A 19,808-nucleotide genomic window follows, 5' to 3' on the forward strand; every position below is an offset into this window, starting at 1 on the left:
TTCTTCCCCAGAACACGGCACCGGGGCCTTCGCCATGCCCCCGCTTCCCACCGGCCAGGACCGGCCGACGGGCGGGCGGCCGTAACGGCGGCGCCGGGGCACGCGGCCCTGGGAACGGCACCCGCGCCCGGCTCCCGTAGCCCGTACCCCCGGGGCGTCCGGTCAGCGGCGGGAGCGGGCCGCGCGGGCGATGGTGACGACCGCCTTCTCCAGGGCGTACGCGGGGTCGTCGCCGCCACCCTTGACCCCCGCGTCCGCCTCGGCGATCGCGCGCAACGCGACGGCCACGCCGTCCGGCGTCCAGCCGCGCATCTGCTGCCGCACGCGGTCGATCTTCCACGGCGGCATGCCGAGCTCGCGGGCCAGGTCCGCCGGACGCCCGCCCCGCGCCGACGACAGCTTGCCGATCGCCCGCACGCCCTGCGCCAGCGCGCTGGTGATCAGCACGGGCGCGACACCGGTCGACAGCGACCAGCGCAGCGCCTCCAGCGCCTCGGCCGCCCGCCCCTCCACCGCCCGGTCGGCGACGTTGAAGCTGGAGGCCTCCGCACGACCCGTGTAGTACCGGCCGACGACCGCCTCGTCGATGGTGCCCTCCACGTCCGCGACGAGCTGCGACACCGCGGACGCGAGCTCCCGCAGATCGCTGCCGACCGCGTCGACGAGCGCCTGGCACGCCTCCGGCGTCGCGGACCGCCCGAGCGCCCGGAACTCACCGCGCACGAACGTCAGACGCTCCGCCGGCTTGGTGGTCTTCGGGCACGCGACCTCCCGCGCCCCCGCCTTCCGCGCCGCGTCCAGCAGGCCCTTGCCCTTGGCGCCGCCGGCGTGGAGCAGGACGACGCTGATGTCCTCCACGGGCGAGCCGAGGTACGCCTTGATGTCCTTGATCGTGTCGGCGGAGAGGTCGTGCGCGTTCCGCACGACCAGCACCTTGCGCTCGGCGAAGAGCGAGGGGCTCGTCAGCTCGGCGAGCGTGCCGGGCTGGAGCTGGTCGGGCGTGAGGTCACGGACGTCCGTGTCGGCGTCGGCCGCGCGGGCGGCCGCCACCACCTGCTGCACCGCGCGGTCGAGGAGGAGGTCCTCCTGCCCCACGGCGAGGGTGACGGGCGCGAGGACGTCGTCGGTCTGGTTCTTTCTGGTGGCCATCGCGAACCAGCATCGCACGGCCCACCGACAGCGCGGACCCGCCCGGACCCCTCCCTACGGCTCCTCCCGCCAGCCGTCCCACCCGGCCGCGAACTCGTCCAGCTCGGCCGCCACGAGCCGGCCGTCCGGGTCCTCGACCACCACCAGCCACTGGGCGTCCTCGGCGTCGTCCTCGCCGGCCAGGGCGTCCCGCACCAGCTGAGGTTCCTCCGTGATCCCGCAACGCTCCCCGAGCTCCTCGGCGGCTTCCTCGGCCGCGTCCCGGTCGGGCAGCACCAGTACATGTCTCACATCGCTCACGCACCCATTGTTCCCGCGCCCCACTACGGTTCCGGCCCCGGCCCCCGTGCCTCCGACGTGGTGGCGCGCAGCTCCCTCCCCCTTCCCGTCACGGCGATCGCGCCATGCCTGTCGGTGCTCAGCACCACCGCTCCCCCGGCCCGCAGGGCGCCGACCGTGCGCGGTGACGGATGGCCGTACGGGTTGTCCCGCCCGGCCGACACCAGGGCGAGCCGTGGCCGGACCCTGCCCAACAGGCCCGCGTCCTGGTGGGCCGAGCCGTGGTGGGCGACCTTCAGGACGTCGACCGGCGGCAGGTCCGGGTGGGCCCGCAACAGGCCCTGCTGGGCCGGCGGCTCCAGGTCGCCGAGGAGCAGCAGGGTCGTCGCGGGTGTGCCGTCGCCGACGCGGACGAGGAGCGCGACGCTGGCGTCGTTGGGCCCTTCCGGCACCGGGCCGGTGACGGCGGCGCCCGGCCACAGCACCCTCCAGTCGAGCGGCCCGACCCGGCGGCGTTCACCGGCTCCGGCCCGGACGACCGGCACGCCCGCCCCGGCTGCGGTCCTCCGCACGAATGCCGCCTGGTCCGGCGGATCCTGGAGGCCCGTGGTCTGGATCGCCCCGACCTCCCGGCCCCGCAGGACGCCGGGGAGGCCCGCGACGTGGTCGGCGTGGAAGTGGGTGAGCACCACGAGCGGCACCCGGCTGACGCCGAGCGAGCGCAGGCACCGGTCCACCGGGGCCGGATCGGGGCCGGCGTCCACCACCACGGCCGCGCCGCCACCCGCTGCCAGCACCGTCGCGTCCCCTTGGCCGACGTCGCACATGGCGAACACCCAGCCGGTCGGCGGCCACCCGGTGACCAGCCTGGTGAGCGGCGGCGGCCGCACCACGGCGAGTACCAGCAGTACCGTGCACGCTCCCGCCAGCCACGCCCGGTGCCGCGCCCGGCGGGCCCACAGGACCAGCAGCCCGGTGACGGCGGCGAGCAGCAGGCCGCCGGGCCAGCCGCCGGGCCACCGGGTCTCCGCCCCGGGCAGCGCGGCGCCCGTGCGGGCGACGGTCGCGATCCACCCGGCCGGCCACCCCGCGCAGGCGGCGAACAGCCCGGCCACCGGCGGCGCGACCGGCGCCGCGGCCAGCGCGGCGAACCCGAGCACGGTCGCCGGGGCCACCGCGAGCTCGGCCACCAGGTTGCACGGGATCGCCACCAGGCTGATCCGCGCGGCGAACACGGCCACCACCGGGGCGCACACCGCCTGGGCCGCGGCCGTCGCCGCCAGCGCCTCCGCGATCCGCGGCGGCACCCGGCGCCTGCGCAGCGAGGCGCTCCAGCCCGGGGCGACGGTGAGGAGCGCCCCGGTGGCCAGCACCGACAGCAGGAAGCCGTAGCTCCGCGCCAGCCACGGGTCGTACAGCACCAGCAGCAGCACGGCGGCGGCGAGCGCGGGGATCAGTGATCTGCGGCGCCCGGTGCCGATGGCCAGCAGGGTGATCAGGCCGCAGGCGGCGGCGCGCAGCACGCTCGGGTCGGGCCGGCAGACCAGGACGAAGGCGAGGGTCAGCGCCCCGCCGAGCATCGCGGTGCCCCGGAGCGGGATCCCCAACCGGGGTGCGAGGCCGCCGCGTTCCGCTCTGAGCGCGCTGCCGGGCGGGCCGATGAGCAGCAACAGGACGATCGTGAGGTTGCTTCCGGAGACGGCCAGAAGGTGCGTGAGGTCGGTCGCCCGGAACGCGTCGTGCAGGTCGGACGGGATACGTGAGGTGTCCCCGACGACCAGCCCCGGCAGCAGGGCCCGCGCGTCCGGCGGCAATCCGTCGGTGGCGGCGCGCAGCCCGGCGCGCAGTTTCCCCGCCGCGCGCTGGAGCGCGGTGGGCGGCCCGGTGATCCTGGGCGGGCCCGGGTCCGCCCGCAGGACGGCGGCGAACGGCTCGCCCGCCCGGTGCGGCGGCGCGACCCGCCCCGCCAGCCTCAGCCGGGTCGAGGGCAGCAGCCGCCGCCAGTCCCCGCCGCCGGCCGGGACGATCACCAGGACGGGCGTGCGGACCTTGGTGACCGCGCCGTCGATGGCCCTCACTCGCGTCACCTCGGCGTCCAGCAGGACGGAGGCGCGAGGGGCCCTCGGGCCCCGGACCTGCACGCGGCCGAGGCGGGGATCCGATGTGACCGTCGCCTCGACGGTGACCCGTGCGTGCCGCTCCGCCAGGCCGGGCAACGGTCCCCGCCCGAGGTCGGCGCCGTGCAGTCCCGCGGACGCCGCACCCGCCGCGGCGCAGAGCAACACGGCGGCACAGGCCGTACCGTTGCCCCTCCAGTGGCCCTTGGCGCGCCCGAGCAGCAGCACACCGGCCACGGCGCAGACCGCCACGCCCACCGCCGTCCACCCACCGGGCGCGCCCAGCGCGAGGGCGGCCGCTCCCCACGCCGCCAGGGCGGGTGCCACGAGCCGCACGTCGACCGGGGCTTCCTGACGCGGGTCGGCGACACCCAGTGGCGTACCCGACGCGGCGTGAACCGCCTGGCGGGTCACGGCTGTACGAGGGGCTGGAGGTCCGCGAACCGGCGCTCGCCGATCCCGTTGACCTCGCGGAGCTCGTCGACCGACCGGAATCCCCCATGGCTGGTGCGGTAGTCGACGATGTGCTGGGCCAGCACGGGGCCGACGCCCGGCAGCGTGTCGAGCTGCTCCACGGTGGCGCTGTTGAGGCTCACCGGTCCCGCGCCGCCCCCGGGCCCGGCCGCCCCGGGCCCCTGCCCCGCCGGTGGCGCGGCTGCGCCCACCACGACGTGCTCGCCGTCCGTGAGCACACGTGCCCGGTTCAGCCCCGTGAGGTCGGTACCCGGCCTGACCCCGCCCGCCGCGCGCAGGGCGTCGGCGACCCGCGATCCGGCGGGCAGTCGCAGTACGCCCGGCCGCCGCACCTTGCCGCTCACGTCGACGACGACGGGCGGCGCCCCTGCCGGTGGCCGGCGGGTCGCATTCCCCGGCGCCGACGGCGCGGCCCCCGTGACCAGTTCGGGAGCCCGGACGGGCTCCGGGCGGCCCACCCAGAAGTAACGGCCGGCGACCACGGCGGCCACGACCAGGACCACGGCGAGCGCGGCGACCGTACGGGCTTCCATCCCGCACCGCGCCTGCACCCACAGCGGCACCCGCTCCCGCAGCGCCTGCCGCCACCGCTGCCACCGCCCCGGCATCCGCTCCCCCGCCGGATCCCGCTCCGGGGCCGGAGCAGCGGCCTCTCCGGACGGTCCCGGCGTCCCGGTCCCGGCCCGGCCGCGGGTCGCCACGCGCCTCCGCCCCACGAGCCCCGCCGCCCCCGCCCCGGCCGGCCCGGGGGACGGCGTCACCGGAGAAACGCCGACAGCCGCCGGCGACACGGGTGCGGTCCCGCCGGCCGCACGCGGCACAGGCCAGGCACCGACCCGGCCCGGCACGGACGAGTCGCCGCCGGCGGCCGACCGCGCCGGGGCGGAGACGGCGGCCGACCGCGCCGGGGCGGAGACGGCGGCCGGGGGTGGCGCGGCGGAGACGCCAGCCGGGGGTGGCGGATGTGTCGCGGACGCGCCCGCCCCTGCGAAGAGCGCGTCCGCGCGGCGGCGTGCCACCGCTGCGGCCCGCGCCCCGGTGCGTCCGCGCAGCCGGTGCCGGGCGGGAGACCGGCGGCTTCGCGAGCGGCCGTCCGAGCCGGGCACCCGGCCGGGACCACTCACGGACCGTACTCGAAGCGAGGTTGATGTCACGGAGTGTGTTGGCGATTCCATGCCTCAGCACGGTAGACACCTTCGCCCCGGCCCGTCGGAACGCGGCAAAATCCGTGGACAACCCGGCAGTTGTGGAAAACCCACCCACCCGTCCGTGTGAACCGGTCGGTCACCGCGAGGAGACGACGACCCCCAGCAGCCCCGGCCCGGTGTGCGCGCCGATGACCGCGCCGACCTCGCTGACGTGGAGCTCGGCCAGGCCGGGGACGCGGGCGCGCAGCCGGTCGGCGAGGGCGCCGGCCCGGTCGGGTGCCGCGAGGTGGTGCACCGCGATGTCCACCGGGCTCGCGCCCGCCCGCTCGGCGGCGATCTCCTCCAGCCGGGCGATCGCCTTCGACGCGGTGCGCACCTTCTCGCGCAGCTCGATCCGCCCGCCGTCCAGCTCCAGCAGCGGCTTCACCGCGAGCGCGGAGCCCAGCAGCGCCTGGGCGGCGCCGATGCGGCCTCCCCGGCGCAGGTACTCGAGCGTGTCGACGTAGAAGTACGCGGCGGTCCCGGCGGCCCGCTTCTCCGCGGCGGCGACCACTTCGTCCGGTGTGCCTCCGGCTTCCGCCGCCTCGGCGGCGGTCAGCGCGCAGAAGCCCAGCGCCATGGCGACCATGCCGGTGTCGACGACCCGCACCGGCACCGCTGCCTCCTTGGCGGCCAGCAGGGCGGCGTCGTACGTACCGGAGAACTCGGCCGACAGGTGCAGCGAGACGATCGCGGTGGCGCCGTTCTCGGCCGCCGTCCGGTAGGTCTCGGCGAAGACCTCGGGGCTGGGCCGCGACGTGGTCACGGAGCGCCGCTTCTGGAGCGCGAGGGCGAGCGAGCGGGCCGAGATCTCGGTGCCCTCCTCAAGGGCCTGGTCGCCGAGGACGACGGTCAGCGGCACCGCGGTGATACCGTGCCGCTCCATCGTCTGCGGCGGCAGGTAGGCCGTTGAATCGGTGACGATCGCGACATGGCGGGACATGACCGGGAGGGTACCCCGGCTGGGGCGCCGTACGGCAGCCCGCCCCCGGCCCCTGATCGGATCCGATCAGTTCGTGGTCTCGGGACGCGCCGACTTCTGCCAGGAGTAGTGCGGCTGTTGCCGGGGGTCCTTCGCCGTGATCGACCTGGGCGCGTCCGTGCCGGACGCGCCGTGGCCCGGGTCCGCGTCTTCCGCGGAACGCGCCTCCGGGTTCGTTCCCGCGTGGCCTGTCCGGTCTGCGGACGACCCGGCCGGCTCCGGGGCCCGGCCCGCCGGTGCCTCGTCCATCCAGGCGAGGTCGTCCTGCTCGCGCCCGGCCCAGTGACGCAGTGCTCCGGCCTCCACGTCGATCTGCGCGCTCAGCGACGCCAGGTCGTCGTCCGCGAACTTCCGGGCCCGGTCGCGGGCCGCCCACCGCAGCGACTCCGCCGAGTGGGTGATCCGCTCCGTGCGCTCGCGCAGCTCGTCGAGCTGGGCGGCGACCCCGGCCCGGTCGGGGTCCCGCTCCAGGCGCTTGAGGTCGGCGTCCAGTTCGTGCCCGTGGGCACTGAGCCGGCGGAACAGTTCCAGGGACTCCTGGAGCGAGGCGTCCTCCGCCGCGCCCGCCTCCAGCGCGTCCTGGGTGGCCCGCATGGAGGTCCGCAGCGACAGCCGCAGGTGCGCCAGCTGTGCCTTCACGCCGCCGGTTCCGTAGCTCTTGGCGCGCAGCGTGGTGTCCTCGACGGTTCGCCTCGCCTGGGTGATGGTGCGGTCCACCCCGCGCTTGGCGGCCTGGACCGCCTTCACGGTCACGTACACCCCCAGAGCGACGAAGGCGACGAAGAGCAGCGCCAGGATCGCGATCGCTTCTGCCATGAAGTCCCCTTGGTGTCGCCGGGTACCGCACCGGACGCGGCGGCCGTCGTTCCTCCACGGTAAACGGAGCGGGCAGGCCGAGGGTTCCATCGGAACCCCCAACCTGCCCGTAGGGGAAAACACCTAGGCGCCGTGCGTCACACCCGGGCGCCGTGCGTCCCCCGCGTCACGCCGTGCGGATCACGCCGGAACGATGTTCACCAGCTTCGGCGCCCGCACGATGACCTTGCGGATGCCCGCCCCGCCCAGCGCCGCGACCACACCGGCGTCGGTCAGGGCCAGCGCCTCCAGGTCCGCGTCCGTGATGGACGGGGAGACCTCCAGGCGCGCCTTGACCTTGCCCTTGATCTGCACGACGCAGGTCACGGTCTCGTCGACGACGTACGCCGGGTCGGCGACCGGGAAGTCCTGGTGGACGACGGACTCGGTGTGTCCCAGCTTGCGCCACAGCTCCTCGGCGATGTGCGGGGCCAGGGGCGCGACCAGCAGCACCAGCCGCTCGGCGACCGACCTCGACACCGGGGCGCCGGTCTTGGTCAGGTAGTTGTTCAGCTCGGTGACCTTGGCGATCGCCGTGTTGAACCGCATCGCCGCCATGTCCTGGGACACACCGTCGATCGCCTTGTGCAGGGCGCGCAGCGTGTCCTCGTCGGGCTCGGTGTCCACCACGGTGGCCTCACCGGTCGACTCGTCGACGATGTTGCGCCACAGCCGCTGCAGCAGCCGGTACTGGCCCACCACCGCGCGCGTGTCCCAGGGCCGGGAGACGTCCAGCGGGCCCATGGCCATCTCGTACAGGCGCAGGGTGTCCGCGCCGTACTCGGCGCAGATCTCGTCCGGGGTCACGGCGTTCTTCAGGGACTTGCCCATCTTGCCCAGGACGCGGCTGACCTTCTCGCCCTGGTACCAGAAGGCTCCGTCCCGCTCCTCGACCTCGGCGGCCGGTACGGCGATGCCCCGCGCGTCCCGGTAGACGAAGGCCTGGATCATGCCCTGGTTGTACAGCTTGTGGAACGGCTCCGCCGAGGAGACGTGCCCCAGGTCGTACAGGACCTTGGACCAGAAGCGCGCGTACAGCAGGTGCAGGACGGCGTGCTCGGCGCCGCCGACGTACAGGTCGACACCGCCGTGCGGCTGACCCTCGCGCGGGCCCATCCAGTACCGCTCGACGGCGGGGCCGACCAGCGCGGTGTCGTTGTGCGGGTCCAGGTAGCGCAGCTCGTACCAGCAGGAACCGGCCCAGTTGGGCATGGTGTTGGTCTCGCGGCGGTACTTCTTGGGGCCGTCGCCCAGGTCCAGGGTGACGTTGACCCAGTCCTCGTTGCGCGACAGCGGCGTCTCGGGCTGGGTGTCGGCGTCGTCCGGGTCGAAGGTGCGGGGCGAGTAGTCCTCGACCTCGGGCAGCTCCAGCGGCAGCATCGACTCGGGCAGCGCGTGGGCGATGCCGTCCTCGTCGTAGACGATCGGGAAGGGCTCGCCCCAGTAGCGCTGCCGGCTGAACAGCCAGTCACGCAGCCGGAAGTTGACGGTACCCTCGCCGATGCCCCGGGCGGCCAGCCAGTCGGTGATCCGCGCCTTGGCCTCGACGACGCCCAGGCCGTCCAGCGAGATCTCGTCGTTCGACGAGTTGACGATCCTCGCGTCGTAGGAGTCGAACGCCTCGTCCCACGCCGAGGGGTCCGTGCCCCGGTCGTCCGAGGGCTCGACGACGCAGCGCATCGGCAGTTCGAAGGCGCGCGCGAAGGCGAAGTCCCGGCTGTCGTGCGCGGGGACGGCCATGATGGCGCCGGTGCCGTAGCCCATCAGGACGTAGTCCGCGATGAAGACCGGCACGCGGTCGCCGCTGACCGGGTTGACCGCGTAGGCGCCGGTGAAGACACCGGTCTTGTCCTTGGCCTCGGCCTGGCGCTCGACGTCGGACTTGGACGCGGCCTGCTTGCGGTACGCGTCGACGGCCTCGGCCGGGGTGGCGTGCCCGCCCGTCCAGACGTCGTGCGTGCCCTCGGGCCACGCCGCCGGGACGATCTTCTCGACCAGCTCGTGCTCGGGCGCCAGCACCATGTAGGTGGCCCCGAACAGGGTGTCCTGGCGGGTGGTGAAGACGGTGATGGCGTCGTCACCGACGGCGAAGTCGACGCGGGCGCCCTCGGAGCGGCCGATCCAGTTGCGCTGCTGCAGCTTGATGGCCTCGGGCCAGTCCAGCGCGTCCAGGTCGTCCAGCAGCCGGTCCGCGTAGGCGGTGATGCGCATGTTCCACTGGCGCAGCTTCGCCTTGAAGACGGGGAAGTTGCCGCGCTCGGAGCGGCCGTCGGCGGTGACCTCCTCGTTGGCCAGGACGGTGCCCAGGCCGGGGCACCAGTTGACCGGTGCGTCCGAGGCGTACGCCAGGCGGTACTCACTCAGGACGTCCGCGCGCTCGGTGGCGGACAGCTCGCTCCACGCGCGCGTGGTGCCGGGTACCGGGCGCTCACCGCTTTCGAACTGCGCGACCAGGTCGGCGATGGGGCGGGCCTTCCGCGCCTCGTCGTCGTACCAGGAGTCGAAGATCTGGAGGAAGATCCACTGGGTCCACTTGTAGTAGTCCGGGTCGATCGTGGCGAACGACCGGCGCTTGTCGTGACCCAGGCCCAGCCGGCGCAGCTGGACCTTCATGTTCTCGATGTTCGCCTCGGTCGACACGCGCGGGTGCGTGCCGGTCTGGACGGCGTACTGCTCGGCGGGCAGGCCGAAGGCGTCGAAGCCCAGCGTGTGCAGGACGTTGTGCCCGGTCATGCGCTGGTGACGGGCGAAGACGTCGGTGGCGATGTAGCCCAGGGGGTGGCCGACGTGGAGGCCGGCGCCCGAGGGATAGGGGAACATGTCCATGATGAACTTCTTGGGCCGCGCGACCACGTCCGGGTCGCCTGCCAGGTCGCCGCTCGGGTTGGGCGCCTCGTAGGTGCCCTCGGCGTCCCAGAAGTCCTGCCAGCGTGCCTCGATGTCGGCGGCCATGGCCGCCGTGTAACGATGCGGGGCTGCTGCCTCGACAGCAGCCGAATTCATCTCGCTCATGATCCTTAAAGCTCCATCGATCGTCTCTGCCCGCTGCCGCTCCGTGACGCGGCGAAATGAAAAAACCCCTCGCACAGGAGGGGACGCCGCGCCGATTCCGGCCGGATGGTGGATCCGCCGGGACTGATCAGCGCGGCTCGCTAAGCAGAAGGCGTACGGCACGCATGGCGTCAGGGTACCGCAGGGCCCCTCCGGGCCGCATCGAGGCCCACGGGCCGGTCAGGGCACCGGAGAGCGCTGCGGGCCTCAGCATTACTCCGCGTATCGCCCTTATCCAGGGCAACCCCAAAGTCAGTTGCCGGCCGTTCCGAACCTTAAACGCTCAAAGCTCGTACCGCTTGGTATGCCTCGACTTAGCATGCGGCCACGGGACCTCTTTTCCGCACCACTGGAGTCGCCCCCCATGAACCCTCATCGCAAGATCCGCTCATCACCCGCCTTCCAGGCCGGTATGAGCAAGCCGGTACAGGGCGGGCTCACCGCGGCCGCACTGGTGCTCATACCGGTGCTCGCCATCGCCGGGAGCGACAGCTTCCGGGCCGCCCTGGACTTCGCGACGGGCGTCCTCTCCCTCGTGTCCCTGACCGCCTCCGTGGCATGGGGGCTGTTCGCGCAGGACCGGCTCCTCCTCTCCACCCGCAACCGGCTCCTCGCCCAGGCCGTGCACCGCGCCACCGCGGTGGCCTCCCTCGGCTTCCTCCTCCTCCACGCCACCGTGAAGGTGTCCCTGGGGCACGTGGAGCTCATCGGGGCCCTCATCCCGTTCGGGCTGGGCGTGACCGGCACGTCCGGTCTGATCGGCTTCGGGTCGCTGGCCGGCCTGCTGATGGTGGTCGCCGCGTCCACCGGCGCCGCGCGCAGCGCCCTGGCCGGCCGGGGCGGCATCGCGGCCCGCTGGCGGCCACTGCACATGCTGGCCTACCCGGCGTGGTGCTGCGCGCTCGTCCACGGGCTCTACGCGGGTCGCCCCGCGGCCACTTGGGTGACCACCATGTACTGCCTCGCCCTCATCGGGGTCGCCGGCGCCGTGTCGCTGCGGCTGCTGCCCGACCCCGTGCGGCAGCGCCTCGCGGACCGCGTCCTGGGCCTGCTCGGGCCGGGGACGGAGAAGCCGGGCCGCGGTCGCGGCAGGCGGCGCGACCCCTCGGTGTCGCCGCTGCCCGGCACTGCGGACATCCCGCCCGCGCCCTACGAGGCGCCCCGCCCGTTCGAGGAGCTGCGCCGGGAGCCGGCCGGCCGTCCCCCGGCGCCGGCCGAGTCCCCGGACCTTCCGCTCGGCCGCCTCCGCGAACAGCCCCGAACCCTGACACCGCCCCCGGCGCCGGTGTACGAACCCGGCTTCCCCCCGCCGTCCCCCGGGACCATCGGGGCGGGCATCGCGGCGGCCTACCGGGCCGTGTCCCTGAACAGCGCCGGCGCGGGCAGCCCCACCCAGGAGATCCCGTACGCCGAGCGCGTCCCCATGACGGAGGAGCTGCCGGTCGTCCCCGACGAACCGGCGACCCGGCCCGGCTACTGGCCGACCCCCTCCCCGCCGCCACCCACGCCGTCCCCCGCCCCGCCCGCGTACAGCCACGGACCCACCCCGCCCTCCTACGGCCACGAGCCGGCCCCGTCGTCGTACGGCACCGCCGACGCCACCACCCCGCCCTCGTACGGCGCCACCCAGCCCGCACCGGGCCCCTTCCAGCAGCCGCCGGCCGGCGAGCCCTGGACCGCACCAGCAGGAGACCGCCCGTGAACGCCCCGCTCCCCGACGTCCCCGAAGTCCGCGTCGTCGGCCTCCCCCAGCTCACCCAGGGCTTCGACCTCGTCGAGCGGCTCGACCTCCAGATGCACCTGAAGGTGCACGGCCCCCTCGAACCCATGGGCGGCGAGCGGCTGGCGCAGCTCGCCGAGGAGATATCCCTGACCGGCCGCGGCGGCGCCGGCTTCCCGTTCGGCAAGAAGCTGCGCGCGGTCGCCAAGGCGACCATCCGGCGCGGGGTGCGCCCCGTCGTCGTGGTCAACGGCAGCGAGGGCGAGCCCGCGTGCCGCAAGGACACGGTCCTGCTCAATCGTGCCCCGCACCTCATCCTCGACGGCGCCCTGCTGGCCGCGGAGGCCCTCGGCGCCCGCACCCTGGTCGTCGCGGTGACCCGGAACTCCACGGAGATCTCCATCCGCGCCGCCCTCGCCGAACGGGGCCTGTCCGACCGGCGCGGGCAGCGGCTGCGCGCACGGGTCGTCCGCACTCCGGAGCGCATGGTCTCCGGTGAGGCGTCCTCCGTGATCCGCGCCGTCAACGGCGGCCCCGCCATCCCGCCGGGCCACCGTGAGCGCGCCGCCGAGTCGGGGGTGGGCAACGCGCCGACGCTGCTGTCGAACGCGGAGACGTTCGCGCAGCTCGCCGTCGCGGCCAGGGTCGGTGCCGGCCGCTACGCCCAGCACGGCCTGGACAGCGAACCCGGCACGGTGATGCTCACCATCTCCGGGCAGGTGGCCCGGCCCATGGTGGTGGAGGTCCCGACGGGCGTCCCCATGCGGTACGTCCTCCAGCTCGCGGGCGCCCCGCCGGTCCCGCAGGGTGTGCTGACCGGTGGCTATCACGGCAACTGGATCGACTCCATGGCGGTCGACAACTGCGTCATCTCGAAGCAGTCCATGGCGGCCGTGGGGGGCGCCCTGGGAGCCGGAGCGATCCTGCCGATCGGTCCCGACACCTGCCCGCTGGGCGAGGCGCAGCGCGTGGCGAACTGGCTGGCGGCCGAGACCGCCGGCCAGTGCGGCCCCTGCCGCCTGGGGCTGCCCGCCGCGGCGGGCGGCCTGTCGGACGTGCTCAACGGCGGCGGGCCGGCCGCCCTGGAGGCGCTGCGCGAGGTCACCCAGGCGGTGAAGGGGCGGGGTGTGTGCAAGCACCCCGACGGGTCGGCCCGGTTCTTCGGCTCGACGCTGTCCGCCTTCACCGACGACCTGGCCGCGCACGTCCTGCACGGCGGCTGCGGGCGTCCGACGCTCGGCGTGCTGCCGCTGCCCGAGCCGGGTTATCAGGAGGTCGTGGAGTCCATCCCGAGCGGCGAGAAGCTGGCGGTGGACTGGACGCTGTGCAAGGGCCACGGGCTGTGCGCGGACATCGTCCCCGAGCTGATCCGCATGGGCCGCGACGGCTACCCGGTGCTCGCGGACGCGTCCGTGCCGACCCACCTGCGGGACCGCGCCCAGCTGGCGGTACGGCGCTGTCCCGAGCTCGCGCTCCGGCTCGAGCGGGGCGCCCAGGAGCGTCCCTCGCGTCCGGCGTTGCCGAGCGCCGACCGGAAGGCCCTTGGCAGCGGCCGAGGTTGACCGGGCTCCCCGGCGGCTTCGGCCGCCGGGGCTCCCGTGAAGGGCGGGAACACGTGAAGGCGTGACGGCGGGCTGGACACCGGTCGCGGGTACGAGAAAGGCGGGCCATCCGATCGGATGACCCGCCTTCCACGTTCTGTGGAGCTAAGGAGAATTGAACTCCTGACCTCCTGCATGCCATGCAGGCGCTCTACCAACTGAGCTATAGCCCCTCGCAGTGCGCCGCCCTCCGGAGTTTCCTCCTGGCGGGTTTCCCTCGCGGGCTTCCCTCGCGGCGACACAGAGAACATTACACGGTCCCCCCGGGGGTTCACCAAATTCGTTTACGGCCGGTAGGGCTCCGGCCGGTAGCGTCGCCCCTTGTGACCGTGACCTTGACCCCCCGGGCGCGCCTCCGGGAGCTGCCCCTCGCCGCCGCCGCAACGGCCTGTCTGCTGTCCTTCGCCGCCTTCTGGATGGCGCAGCGCGCCGCGAACGTCACCATGCTCGACCTGTCCGTCTACCGTGCGGAGGGCGAGACCGTCCTGGCCGGGGGCGACCTGTACGCGATGCGCGCCACGTCGGCGAACCTGCCGACGACGTACCCGCCGTTCGCCGCGCTGCTGTTCACGCCGCTGACCCTGCTCGGCGTCCCCGAGATGCGCACCCTGGCCACGGCGGGGAACCTGCTCCTGCTGCTGGCGCTGGTGCACCTGTCGCTGCGCCTGGTGGGCCGGGACCGGCCGGGCGCGGCGCTGTGGGCGGCCGCCGTCCTGGTCTGGTGCGAGCCGGTGTGGACGACGCTGCGGTACGGGCAGATCAACCTGCTCGTGGCGGTGGCGGTGCTGTGGGATCTGACACGGCGGGAGAACAACCGGTGGGCCGGGGTGGGCATCGGGCTGGCCACGGCGGTGAAGCTGACGCCGGGGCTGTTCGTCGTGCTGCTGCTCGTGGTGGGGGTGGCACGCGCGCGTGCGTACGGCTGGAATCCCTGGCTGCGGCAGGCGGCCACGGCCACCGGGGTGTTTCTCGGTGTGACCGTGGCGTCGGCGGTCGTCCTGCCGTACGACTCGCGCCGCTTCTGGACCGAGATGATCTTCGAGACCAGCCGGGTCGGACGCAAGGAGGAGACGGCGAACCAGTCGCTGAACGGCGTGCTGGCCCGCCTGATGCACACCACCGACCCGGGGGTGTGGTGGCTGCTCGCGGCCGTCGCGGTGGGTGTGGCGGGAATCACGGTCGCGGTCCTGGCGGCGCTGCGGGACGACCGGCCGGTGGCCGTGGTGGCGTGCGCGACGACCGCGCTGCTGGTGAGCCCGATCTCGTGGTCGCACCACTGGGTGTGGTGCGTGCCGATGCTGATCCTGCTGGCGACCCGGGCGCGGCCGGCCTGGACCGTGGCCACGGCTCTGGTGTTCGCGTCGTTCGCCCTGTGGTGGGTGCCGCACGCCCCGGCGCCGGTCCGTCTCGAACTCCACCAGAACGGCTGGCAGATGCTGCTGTCGGCCCTCTACACGCTGGTCGGGCTGGGCATCCTGGCGGCGTTCGGGGCCGGGCGGTGGGGGACGGGTCAGGCGGTGGCGAAGGAGTAGAACCGCTTGAGGGTGCAGTGCTCGTCGAGCAGGCGCCCGTAGATCGGCTCCCCTTCGAGTTCCCGGTAGGTCTCGATGGGGTCGCCTTTTATGATCAGCGCCCGCGCGCACTCCTCGCACCAGTACTGGTACGTGGGATTGACCGGGTCCATGTCCCGGACGATCGGCGTACCGCTGCCGCACCAGTCGCATTTCCGCCTGTGCGCACCCATCAATCAGCTCCAGCTGTGGCCGCAGGACGTGCACACATAGGACACCCCGCCATTGTCACCGAGCACTTGGGCGACGTGGGCCGAACCGCACGCGGGACAGCTGAGTCCGGAGCGCGACCCCGCCGTGACGAGCGGGTCGGAAGCCTCCTCGAAACCGCTGGCCGCCATCGCGAACTCCCTCCCGTCCGGACCGTCGTCCCCCTCCGGCCGTCCGATTCTGCCATGGCCCGGCACGATGGTCAGCGGGGTCGGCGCACCAGCCCGGCGGACGCCCCCAGGAGCGAGGCGGCGGCCATCGCCAGGGCGCATACCCACAGCGCATCGGCCGAAGCGTGCGGGCCCGGCACGTTCGGACGGCTGAGGAAGAGTGTGCCGAAGGTTGCCACGCCGATCAGCTGTCCCAGCTAACACGACCTGGCCGGCCGCCGCTCCGGTGGCCAGCACCGCGGAGTGGGCGCCGAGCGCCCGCGCCCTGCCCTCGCCGGTGAAGTGCCGCTGGATGAGGCTGAGGACCTGCGGGATCATCAGCGCCGCCCCGGCTCCCTGAGCCAGCCGGAAGGCGATCAGCGGCCCGGCGCCCGCCGCCGGCCCGCAGGCCAGGGAGGAGGCGGTGAACAGCGCGGGGCCGCCGAGGTACGCCCGGCGGTGCCCCAGGAGGTCCCCGAGGCGGGCGCCGGTGATCAGCAAGATCGCGTACGAGACGGTGTACCCGGCGATGATCAGCTGCAACGACGCGCCAGAGGCGGCCAGTTCGGTACGGATGGTGGGTGCGGCGACAATCGGGGGTGGGGGTCACCTGGTACACCTGGCTGGAGCAGGGCCGCCCGATCAACGCCTCGGCCCAGGTCCTGGACGCGGTGGCGCGCACCCTGCGCCTCGACCGGCCGGAGCGGGAGCACCTCTACCCGCTGGCCGGGGTGCCGTACGTGCCGGACCGGTCGGCGGACGTCGAGCGGGTCAGCCCGGAGATCCAGGGCATCATCGACGCCCTCGACCCGCGCCCGGCGGTGGTCTACGACACGCGGTACGACGTCCTCGCCACCAACCGGGCGTACCGGCTCCTGTTCGCCCGCCCCGCGCTCGACGAGTCCGGGATGCGCAATGTGCTGTGGACGCTGTTCACCGTGCCGGACGCGGTGTGCCCGCTGGTGGACAGGCGGAGTGAGCCGCCGTTGATGGTGGCGCAGCTGCGCGGGGCGTACGGACGGCACGTGGGCGAGCCCGCGTGGGAGTCGTTCATCGCCCGGCTCCCCGCGGCCAGCGCCTACTTCGCCGAGCTGTGGGAGAGGGGGGACGTGCTGCCGCCGGGGCCCCGGGTGAAGACCTCCCGGCACTGCGCGGTGGGCGAGATACGGATGACGTCGGTGTCGCTGTCGATCAACGGCATGCCGGACTGCCGGATCGTGGCGTACACCGCGAACGACGAGGAGAGCCGACTGGCGGTCGAGGCGCTGCGCGCCGGGGCGACGGACCCGGCCTGGCCGCCGGCGGGCGGCGACGCCCACGGGAGACCCTGGGTGGCTCCCGGGCCGGCGCGGGGCCCGGGAAAGCACGAATCCCGCCCCTGGGGGGGACGGGATCCGGTGACTGTGGAGCTAAGGAGAATTGAACTCCTGACCTCCTGCATGCCATGCAGGCGCTCTACCAACTGAGCTATAGCCCCTCGTGTTCTTCGCGCTCCGCGCTGCGAACAAGAAGAACTTTAGCCTGTGACCTGCCGGAAAGTGAAATCCGGGTCAGTCGTCGTCGCCGAGGACCGGTTCGGGCAGCGTCCCGGCGTTGTGCTCCAGCAGACGCCAGCCGCGAGCGCCCTCGCCCAGCACGGACCAGCAGCAGTTCGAGAGCCCGCCCAGGCCCTCCCAGTGGTACGACTCCAGGCCGAGGAGCCGGCCGATGGTGGTGCGGATGGTGCCGCCGTGGCTCACCACGACGAGCGTGCCGTCGTCAGGGAGCTTCTCGGCGTGCTCCAGCACCACGGGGGCGGCCCGGTCGGCCACCTCCGTCTCCAGCTCGCCGCCACCGCGCCGCACCGGCTCGCCGCGCTTCCACGCGGCGTACTGCTCGCCGTACCGCGCCAGGATCTCCTCGTGCGTGAGCCCCTGCCACTCGCCCGCGTACGTCTCGCGCAGCGCGGAGTCGTGGCCGACCTGGAGACCGGTGATCGCGGCCAGCTCGGCGGCCGTGGCCGCCGCGCGCCTGAGGTCGGACGCGATGATCGCGTCCGGTTCGAGCGCCGCGAGGAGCCGCGCCGCCCGGCGCGCCTGGGCGACCCCGGTGTCGGTCAGCTCGATGTCCGTGGAGCCCTGGAAACGGCGCTCCAGGTTCCACGCCGTCTGGCCGTGCCTCCACAGGACGATCCGGCGGCCCCTGCCGCCCTTGCCGCCGTTCAGCTCAGCTCACCGTCCGAGCCGTCGACGGCGTCGGCGCCGCTGAGCCGGGCGTGCTCCTCGGCCTTGCCGCGGGTCTTCACGGCGTCCTCGGGCAGGGGCAGCTCGGGGCAGTCCTTCCACAGCCGCTCCAGGGCGTAGAAGACCCGCTCCTCGCTGTGCTGGACGTGGACGACGATGTCGACGTAGTCCAGCAGGATCCAGCGGGCGTCGCGGTCGCCTTCACGGCGGACCGGCTTGGCGCCCAGTTCCTTGTTCAGCCGCTCCTCGATCTCGTCCACGATCGACTTGACCTGGCGGTCGTTCGGAGCGGAGGCGAGCAGGAAGGCGTCGGTGATCGACAGCACGTCGCTGACGTCGTAGGCGATGATGTCGTGCGCGAGCCGGTCGGCAGCCGCCTGGGCGGCGGCGGTCACGAGCTCGATGGAGCGGTCAGTGGCGGTCACATGCAAGCTTTCGTCGGCGGTCCAGAACACCCCCAGGGTCTCACGTACCGCCGACAGCCCGGCAAACCATCACTCCGCCGCCGCTACCCGGCCTCGTAGTCCCGGCCCAGAACGACCGTGACGTCCGCGTTGGCCGCCGCGTCGCCCCGCGCCACGGCGCCCGGGGGCAGACCGAGGGTCTTCGCGACCTCCTCCGCCTTCGCCCTGTGTGCCGCGTCACCGTAGATGACCTGCGAAGACGACTCCGTGTCGACCTTGCCGCCGTCGATGACGGCATAGCCTCCGTTGATCAGCCGGACCCGCGCCGCCTCGGTGGCGTCCTCGTCGCCGGAGGCGTTCCGGACCCCGACCCGTACGGCCGCGCCCTGCTCCGGGGCGCTGACCGATCCGCCGAGGATGTCCTTCACCACACTGCTGGTGGCCTGCTCACTGAGTGTGCCGTCCTCCTGCACGGGCAGCAGCGCCGTCCTGTGGTCGCCCACCTTGGCGTGCTCGGCGAGCCTGGCGAGGGAGGCGCCGAGGTCCTTCTCCGGCAGCGACGGGTCCAGGATCTGCGCCAGCGTCTGGACGGTGACCGTCGCCGACCGCGGGTCGTCCGACATCTTGCGCAGCACGCCGACGATCACCTGGCCGAACCGCTGGAGCTGCGCGGCCTCCGCCTCCCCGGGGCCCCGGTGGGTGGCGTACGCGACGGCCATGCGCCCGTTCAGGGTCTGGCCCTCGCCCTTGGGCACCAGCGGCGGGTCGCCCTTCTTCGCCCCGGGGACCTCGGTGTCCGTGCCGACCTCGATGCCGCCGACCAGTTCGACCAGGTTCTCCAGGTACGGGGTGTCGAGCCGCCACGTCCCGGTGATCCTGGTGCCCAGCAGGGCGCCGATCGCCTCGCGGGTGCCGGCGGAGCCGTCGTCGTCGACGGACTTCGCGAGCGTGGTGGTGGTGCCGTCGTCGTTGGCCACGGAGAGCGAGTTGGGCAGCAGGACGGTGGTGCCCTGCTGGGTGGTGGCGTTGTCGACCAGCAGCGCCGTGGAGGTCTCCTTGCTCCCGGTGTTGTGCAGGTGCAGGACGATGACGTCCCGTTTCTGCGGACCGCTCGCGGTGGCGCCCCGACCGGTGCTCTGCTCGGACAGGCCGGGGAGCAGGCCGGCGGACCACAGGTAGCCGAGGCCGCCGATCAGCGCGACGGCCAGGACGACGACCAGCGCGACGACCCGGTGGCGGCCCCGCCGCTTGGCCTCCTCGCGGCGCTCGGAGCGGCTCTCGGTGAACTTGAGCCAGTCGATGACGTCTTCGGAGTCCTCGTCCGGGTCCTCGACGAAGGAGAACTGCTCGGTGCGGTACTCGCGCTCCGGTTCCGGATCCGGACGGCGCTGTTCCGGTTCCGGCCCCGGCGCCGGGCGGCGTTGCCCGGGCACGGCGGCGGCCGGCGGGGGCTCGGGCTGCCCGGGCGGGGGCTCCGGCGCGTGCGGGTACGGCTCCTGGACGGGCTGCGGTGCCGGCTGCTGCGGGAGGGTGCCGTACCCGGCGGCGTAACCCTCGTACCCGTACCCCTGCCGGGCGTACGACGGGTCGTACTGCTGCTGGGGCTGCTGGTCGTGCTGAGGGTGCTGGGGCTGGGCGTACTGGCCGTACTGGTGGTAGCCGTAGGACTGCTGCGGCTGCGCGTACGAGTCGTACGGGTCGTACTGCTGCGACTGCTGAGGCTCCTGGTGCTGCGGAGCCTCCTGCTGGTACACCGGCTGCCCGTAGGCGTCGTAGCCGACGATCTGCGGCTGCGGCGGGTGGTACGGGTCGTACGGGTGCTGCTGGTCGTTCACCG

The 19,808-nt window shown here is 73.8% G+C and carries 14 protein-coding genes, 2 tRNA genes and 2 pseudogenes; 4 read left to right on the forward strand and 14 right to left on the reverse strand.

Annotated features, from left to right (window positions below; genetic code table 11):
- Nucleotides 1-162: 162 nt before the first annotated feature.
- The 7 genes from holA to leuS form a co-directional block, all read right to left on the reverse strand.
- The gene (gene holA, locus AC07DW_RS02710) at nucleotides 163-1,149 is read right to left on the reverse strand and encodes a DNA polymerase III subunit delta (protein WP_478855804.1); all 987 of its coding nucleotides are present in this window, start codon (nucleotides 1,147-1,149) and stop codon (nucleotides 163-165) included.
- 54 nt (nucleotides 1,150-1,203) lie between these two features.
- Nucleotides 1,204-1,449, reverse strand: coding sequence for a hypothetical protein (locus AC07DW_RS02715; protein WP_478855805.1), 246 nt, complete (start codon nucleotides 1,447-1,449; stop codon nucleotides 1,204-1,206).
- 23 nt (nucleotides 1,450-1,472) lie between these two features.
- The gene (locus AC07DW_RS02720) at nucleotides 1,473-3,959 is read right to left on the reverse strand and encodes a ComEC/Rec2 family competence protein (RefSeq protein WP_478855806.1); all 2,487 of its coding nucleotides are present in this window, start codon (nucleotides 3,957-3,959) and stop codon (nucleotides 1,473-1,475) included.
- Entirely contained in the window at nucleotides 3,956-4,720 is a 765-nt protein-coding gene (locus tag AC07DW_RS02725) for a ComEA family DNA-binding protein (protein WP_478855807.1), read from the reverse strand. Before AC07DW_RS02725 ends, AC07DW_RS02720 begins: the two co-directional genes overlap by 4 nt.
- 583 nt (nucleotides 4,721-5,303) lie before the next feature.
- Nucleotides 5,304-6,149, reverse strand: a complete 846-nt coding sequence (locus AC07DW_RS02730) for a DegV family protein (protein WP_478855808.1) — start codon at nucleotides 6,147-6,149, stop codon at nucleotides 5,304-5,306.
- Nucleotides 6,150-6,215: 66 nt separating this feature from the next.
- Nucleotides 6,216-7,004, reverse strand: coding sequence for a hypothetical protein (locus tag AC07DW_RS02735; protein ID WP_478855809.1), 789 nt, complete (start codon nucleotides 7,002-7,004; stop codon nucleotides 6,216-6,218).
- A 180-nt stretch (nucleotides 7,005-7,184) separates the two neighbouring features.
- Nucleotides 7,185-10,055: a leucine--tRNA ligase gene (leuS, locus tag AC07DW_RS02740; RefSeq protein WP_478855810.1), complete on the reverse strand. Its 2,871-nt coding sequence runs from the start codon at nucleotides 10,053-10,055 to the stop codon at nucleotides 7,185-7,187.
- Nucleotides 10,056-10,506: 451 nt separating this feature from the next.
- Between leuS and AC07DW_RS02745 the strand changes: the two genes are divergently transcribed.
- The gene (locus tag AC07DW_RS02745; RefSeq protein WP_478855811.1) at nucleotides 10,507-11,796 is read left to right on the forward strand and encodes a ferric reductase-like transmembrane domain-containing protein; all 1,290 of its coding nucleotides are present in this window, start codon (nucleotides 10,507-10,509) and stop codon (nucleotides 11,794-11,796) included.
- Entirely contained in the window at nucleotides 11,793-13,376 is a 1,584-nt protein-coding gene (locus tag AC07DW_RS02750) for an NADH-ubiquinone oxidoreductase-F iron-sulfur binding region domain-containing protein (RefSeq protein ID WP_478855812.1), read from the forward strand. Before AC07DW_RS02745 ends, AC07DW_RS02750 begins: the two co-directional genes overlap by 4 nt.
- Nucleotides 13,377-13,515: 139 nt before the next feature.
- On the opposite strand, the gene AC07DW_RS02755 is transcribed toward AC07DW_RS02750, so the two are convergent.
- Nucleotides 13,516-13,588: transfer RNA gene (locus tag AC07DW_RS02755), tRNA-Ala, on the reverse strand.
- Between the two features lie 150 nt (nucleotides 13,589-13,738).
- Between AC07DW_RS02755 and AC07DW_RS02760 the strand changes: the two genes are divergently transcribed.
- Nucleotides 13,739-14,947 carry a glycosyltransferase 87 family protein gene (locus AC07DW_RS02760; RefSeq protein ID WP_478855813.1) on the forward strand — a complete coding sequence of 403 codons (1,209 nt, stop codon included), beginning with the start codon at nucleotides 13,739-13,741 and terminating at the stop codon, nucleotides 14,945-14,947.
- On the opposite strand, the gene AC07DW_RS02765 is transcribed toward AC07DW_RS02760, so the two are convergent.
- On the reverse strand, nucleotides 14,926-15,159 hold the full coding sequence (locus AC07DW_RS02765) for a hypothetical protein (RefSeq protein WP_064069556.1): 234 nt from the start codon (nucleotides 15,157-15,159) through the stop codon (nucleotides 14,926-14,928). The two genes, AC07DW_RS02760 and AC07DW_RS02765, sit on opposite strands and share 22 nt — an antisense overlap.
- 408 nt (nucleotides 15,160-15,567) lie before the next feature.
- Nucleotides 15,568-15,939 (reverse strand): annotated as a pseudogene (locus tag AC07DW_RS02770) (MFS transporter); the annotation flags it as partial.
- Between the two features lie 5 nt (nucleotides 15,940-15,944).
- Between AC07DW_RS02770 and AC07DW_RS02775 the strand changes: the two are divergent.
- Nucleotides 15,945-16,553 (forward strand): annotated as a pseudogene (locus AC07DW_RS02775) (helix-turn-helix transcriptional regulator); the annotation flags it as partial.
- A gap of 196 nt (nucleotides 16,554-16,749) precedes the next feature.
- On the opposite strand, the gene AC07DW_RS02780 reads toward AC07DW_RS02775, so the two are convergent.
- From AC07DW_RS02780 to AC07DW_RS02795, 4 genes are all read right to left on the reverse strand, one after another.
- Nucleotides 16,750-16,822, reverse strand: a tRNA-Ala gene (locus AC07DW_RS02780).
- Nucleotides 16,823-16,895: 73 nt separating this feature from the next.
- Nucleotides 16,896-17,549, reverse strand: coding sequence for a histidine phosphatase family protein (locus AC07DW_RS02785; RefSeq protein ID WP_478856044.1), 654 nt, complete (start codon nucleotides 17,547-17,549; stop codon nucleotides 16,896-16,898).
- Complete coding sequence (rsfS, locus tag AC07DW_RS02790; RefSeq protein WP_189551436.1) at nucleotides 17,546-17,992, reverse strand: ribosome silencing factor; 447 nt, start codon at nucleotides 17,990-17,992, stop codon at nucleotides 17,546-17,548. Before rsfS ends, AC07DW_RS02785 begins: the two co-directional genes overlap by 4 nt.
- Before the next feature lie 83 nt (nucleotides 17,993-18,075).
- On the reverse strand, nucleotides 18,076-19,806 hold the full coding sequence (locus tag AC07DW_RS02795) for an LCP family protein (RefSeq protein ID WP_478855814.1): 1,731 nt from the start codon (nucleotides 19,804-19,806) through the stop codon (nucleotides 18,076-18,078).
- Nucleotides 19,807-19,808: the final 2 nt, after the last annotated feature.

The sequence above is a fragment of the Streptomyces sp. NPDC045701 genome, assembly GCF_056432045.1.

Excerpts from the sequence above, each read along its gene's own strand:
- leuS (WP_478855810.1), bottom strand. The coding sequence starts at position 10,055 with ATGAGCGAGATGAATTCGGCTGCTGTCGAGGCAGCAGCCCCGCATCGT.
- AC07DW_RS02730 (WP_478855808.1), bottom strand. The coding sequence starts at position 6,149 with ATGTCCCGCCATGTCGCGATCGTCACCGATTCAACGGCCTACCTGCCG.
- holA (WP_478855804.1), bottom strand. The coding sequence starts at position 1,149 with ATGGCCACCAGAAAGAACCAGACCGACGACGTCCTCGCGCCCGTCACC.
- AC07DW_RS02735 (WP_478855809.1), bottom strand. The coding sequence starts at position 7,004 with ATGGCAGAAGCGATCGCGATCCTGGCGCTGCTCTTCGTCGCCTTCGTC.
- AC07DW_RS02745 (WP_478855811.1), top strand. The coding sequence starts at position 10,507 with ATGAGCAAGCCGGTACAGGGCGGGCTCACCGCGGCCGCACTGGTGCTC.
- AC07DW_RS02765 (WP_064069556.1), bottom strand. The coding sequence starts at position 15,159 with ATGGGTGCGCACAGGCGGAAATGCGACTGGTGCGGCAGCGGTACGCCG.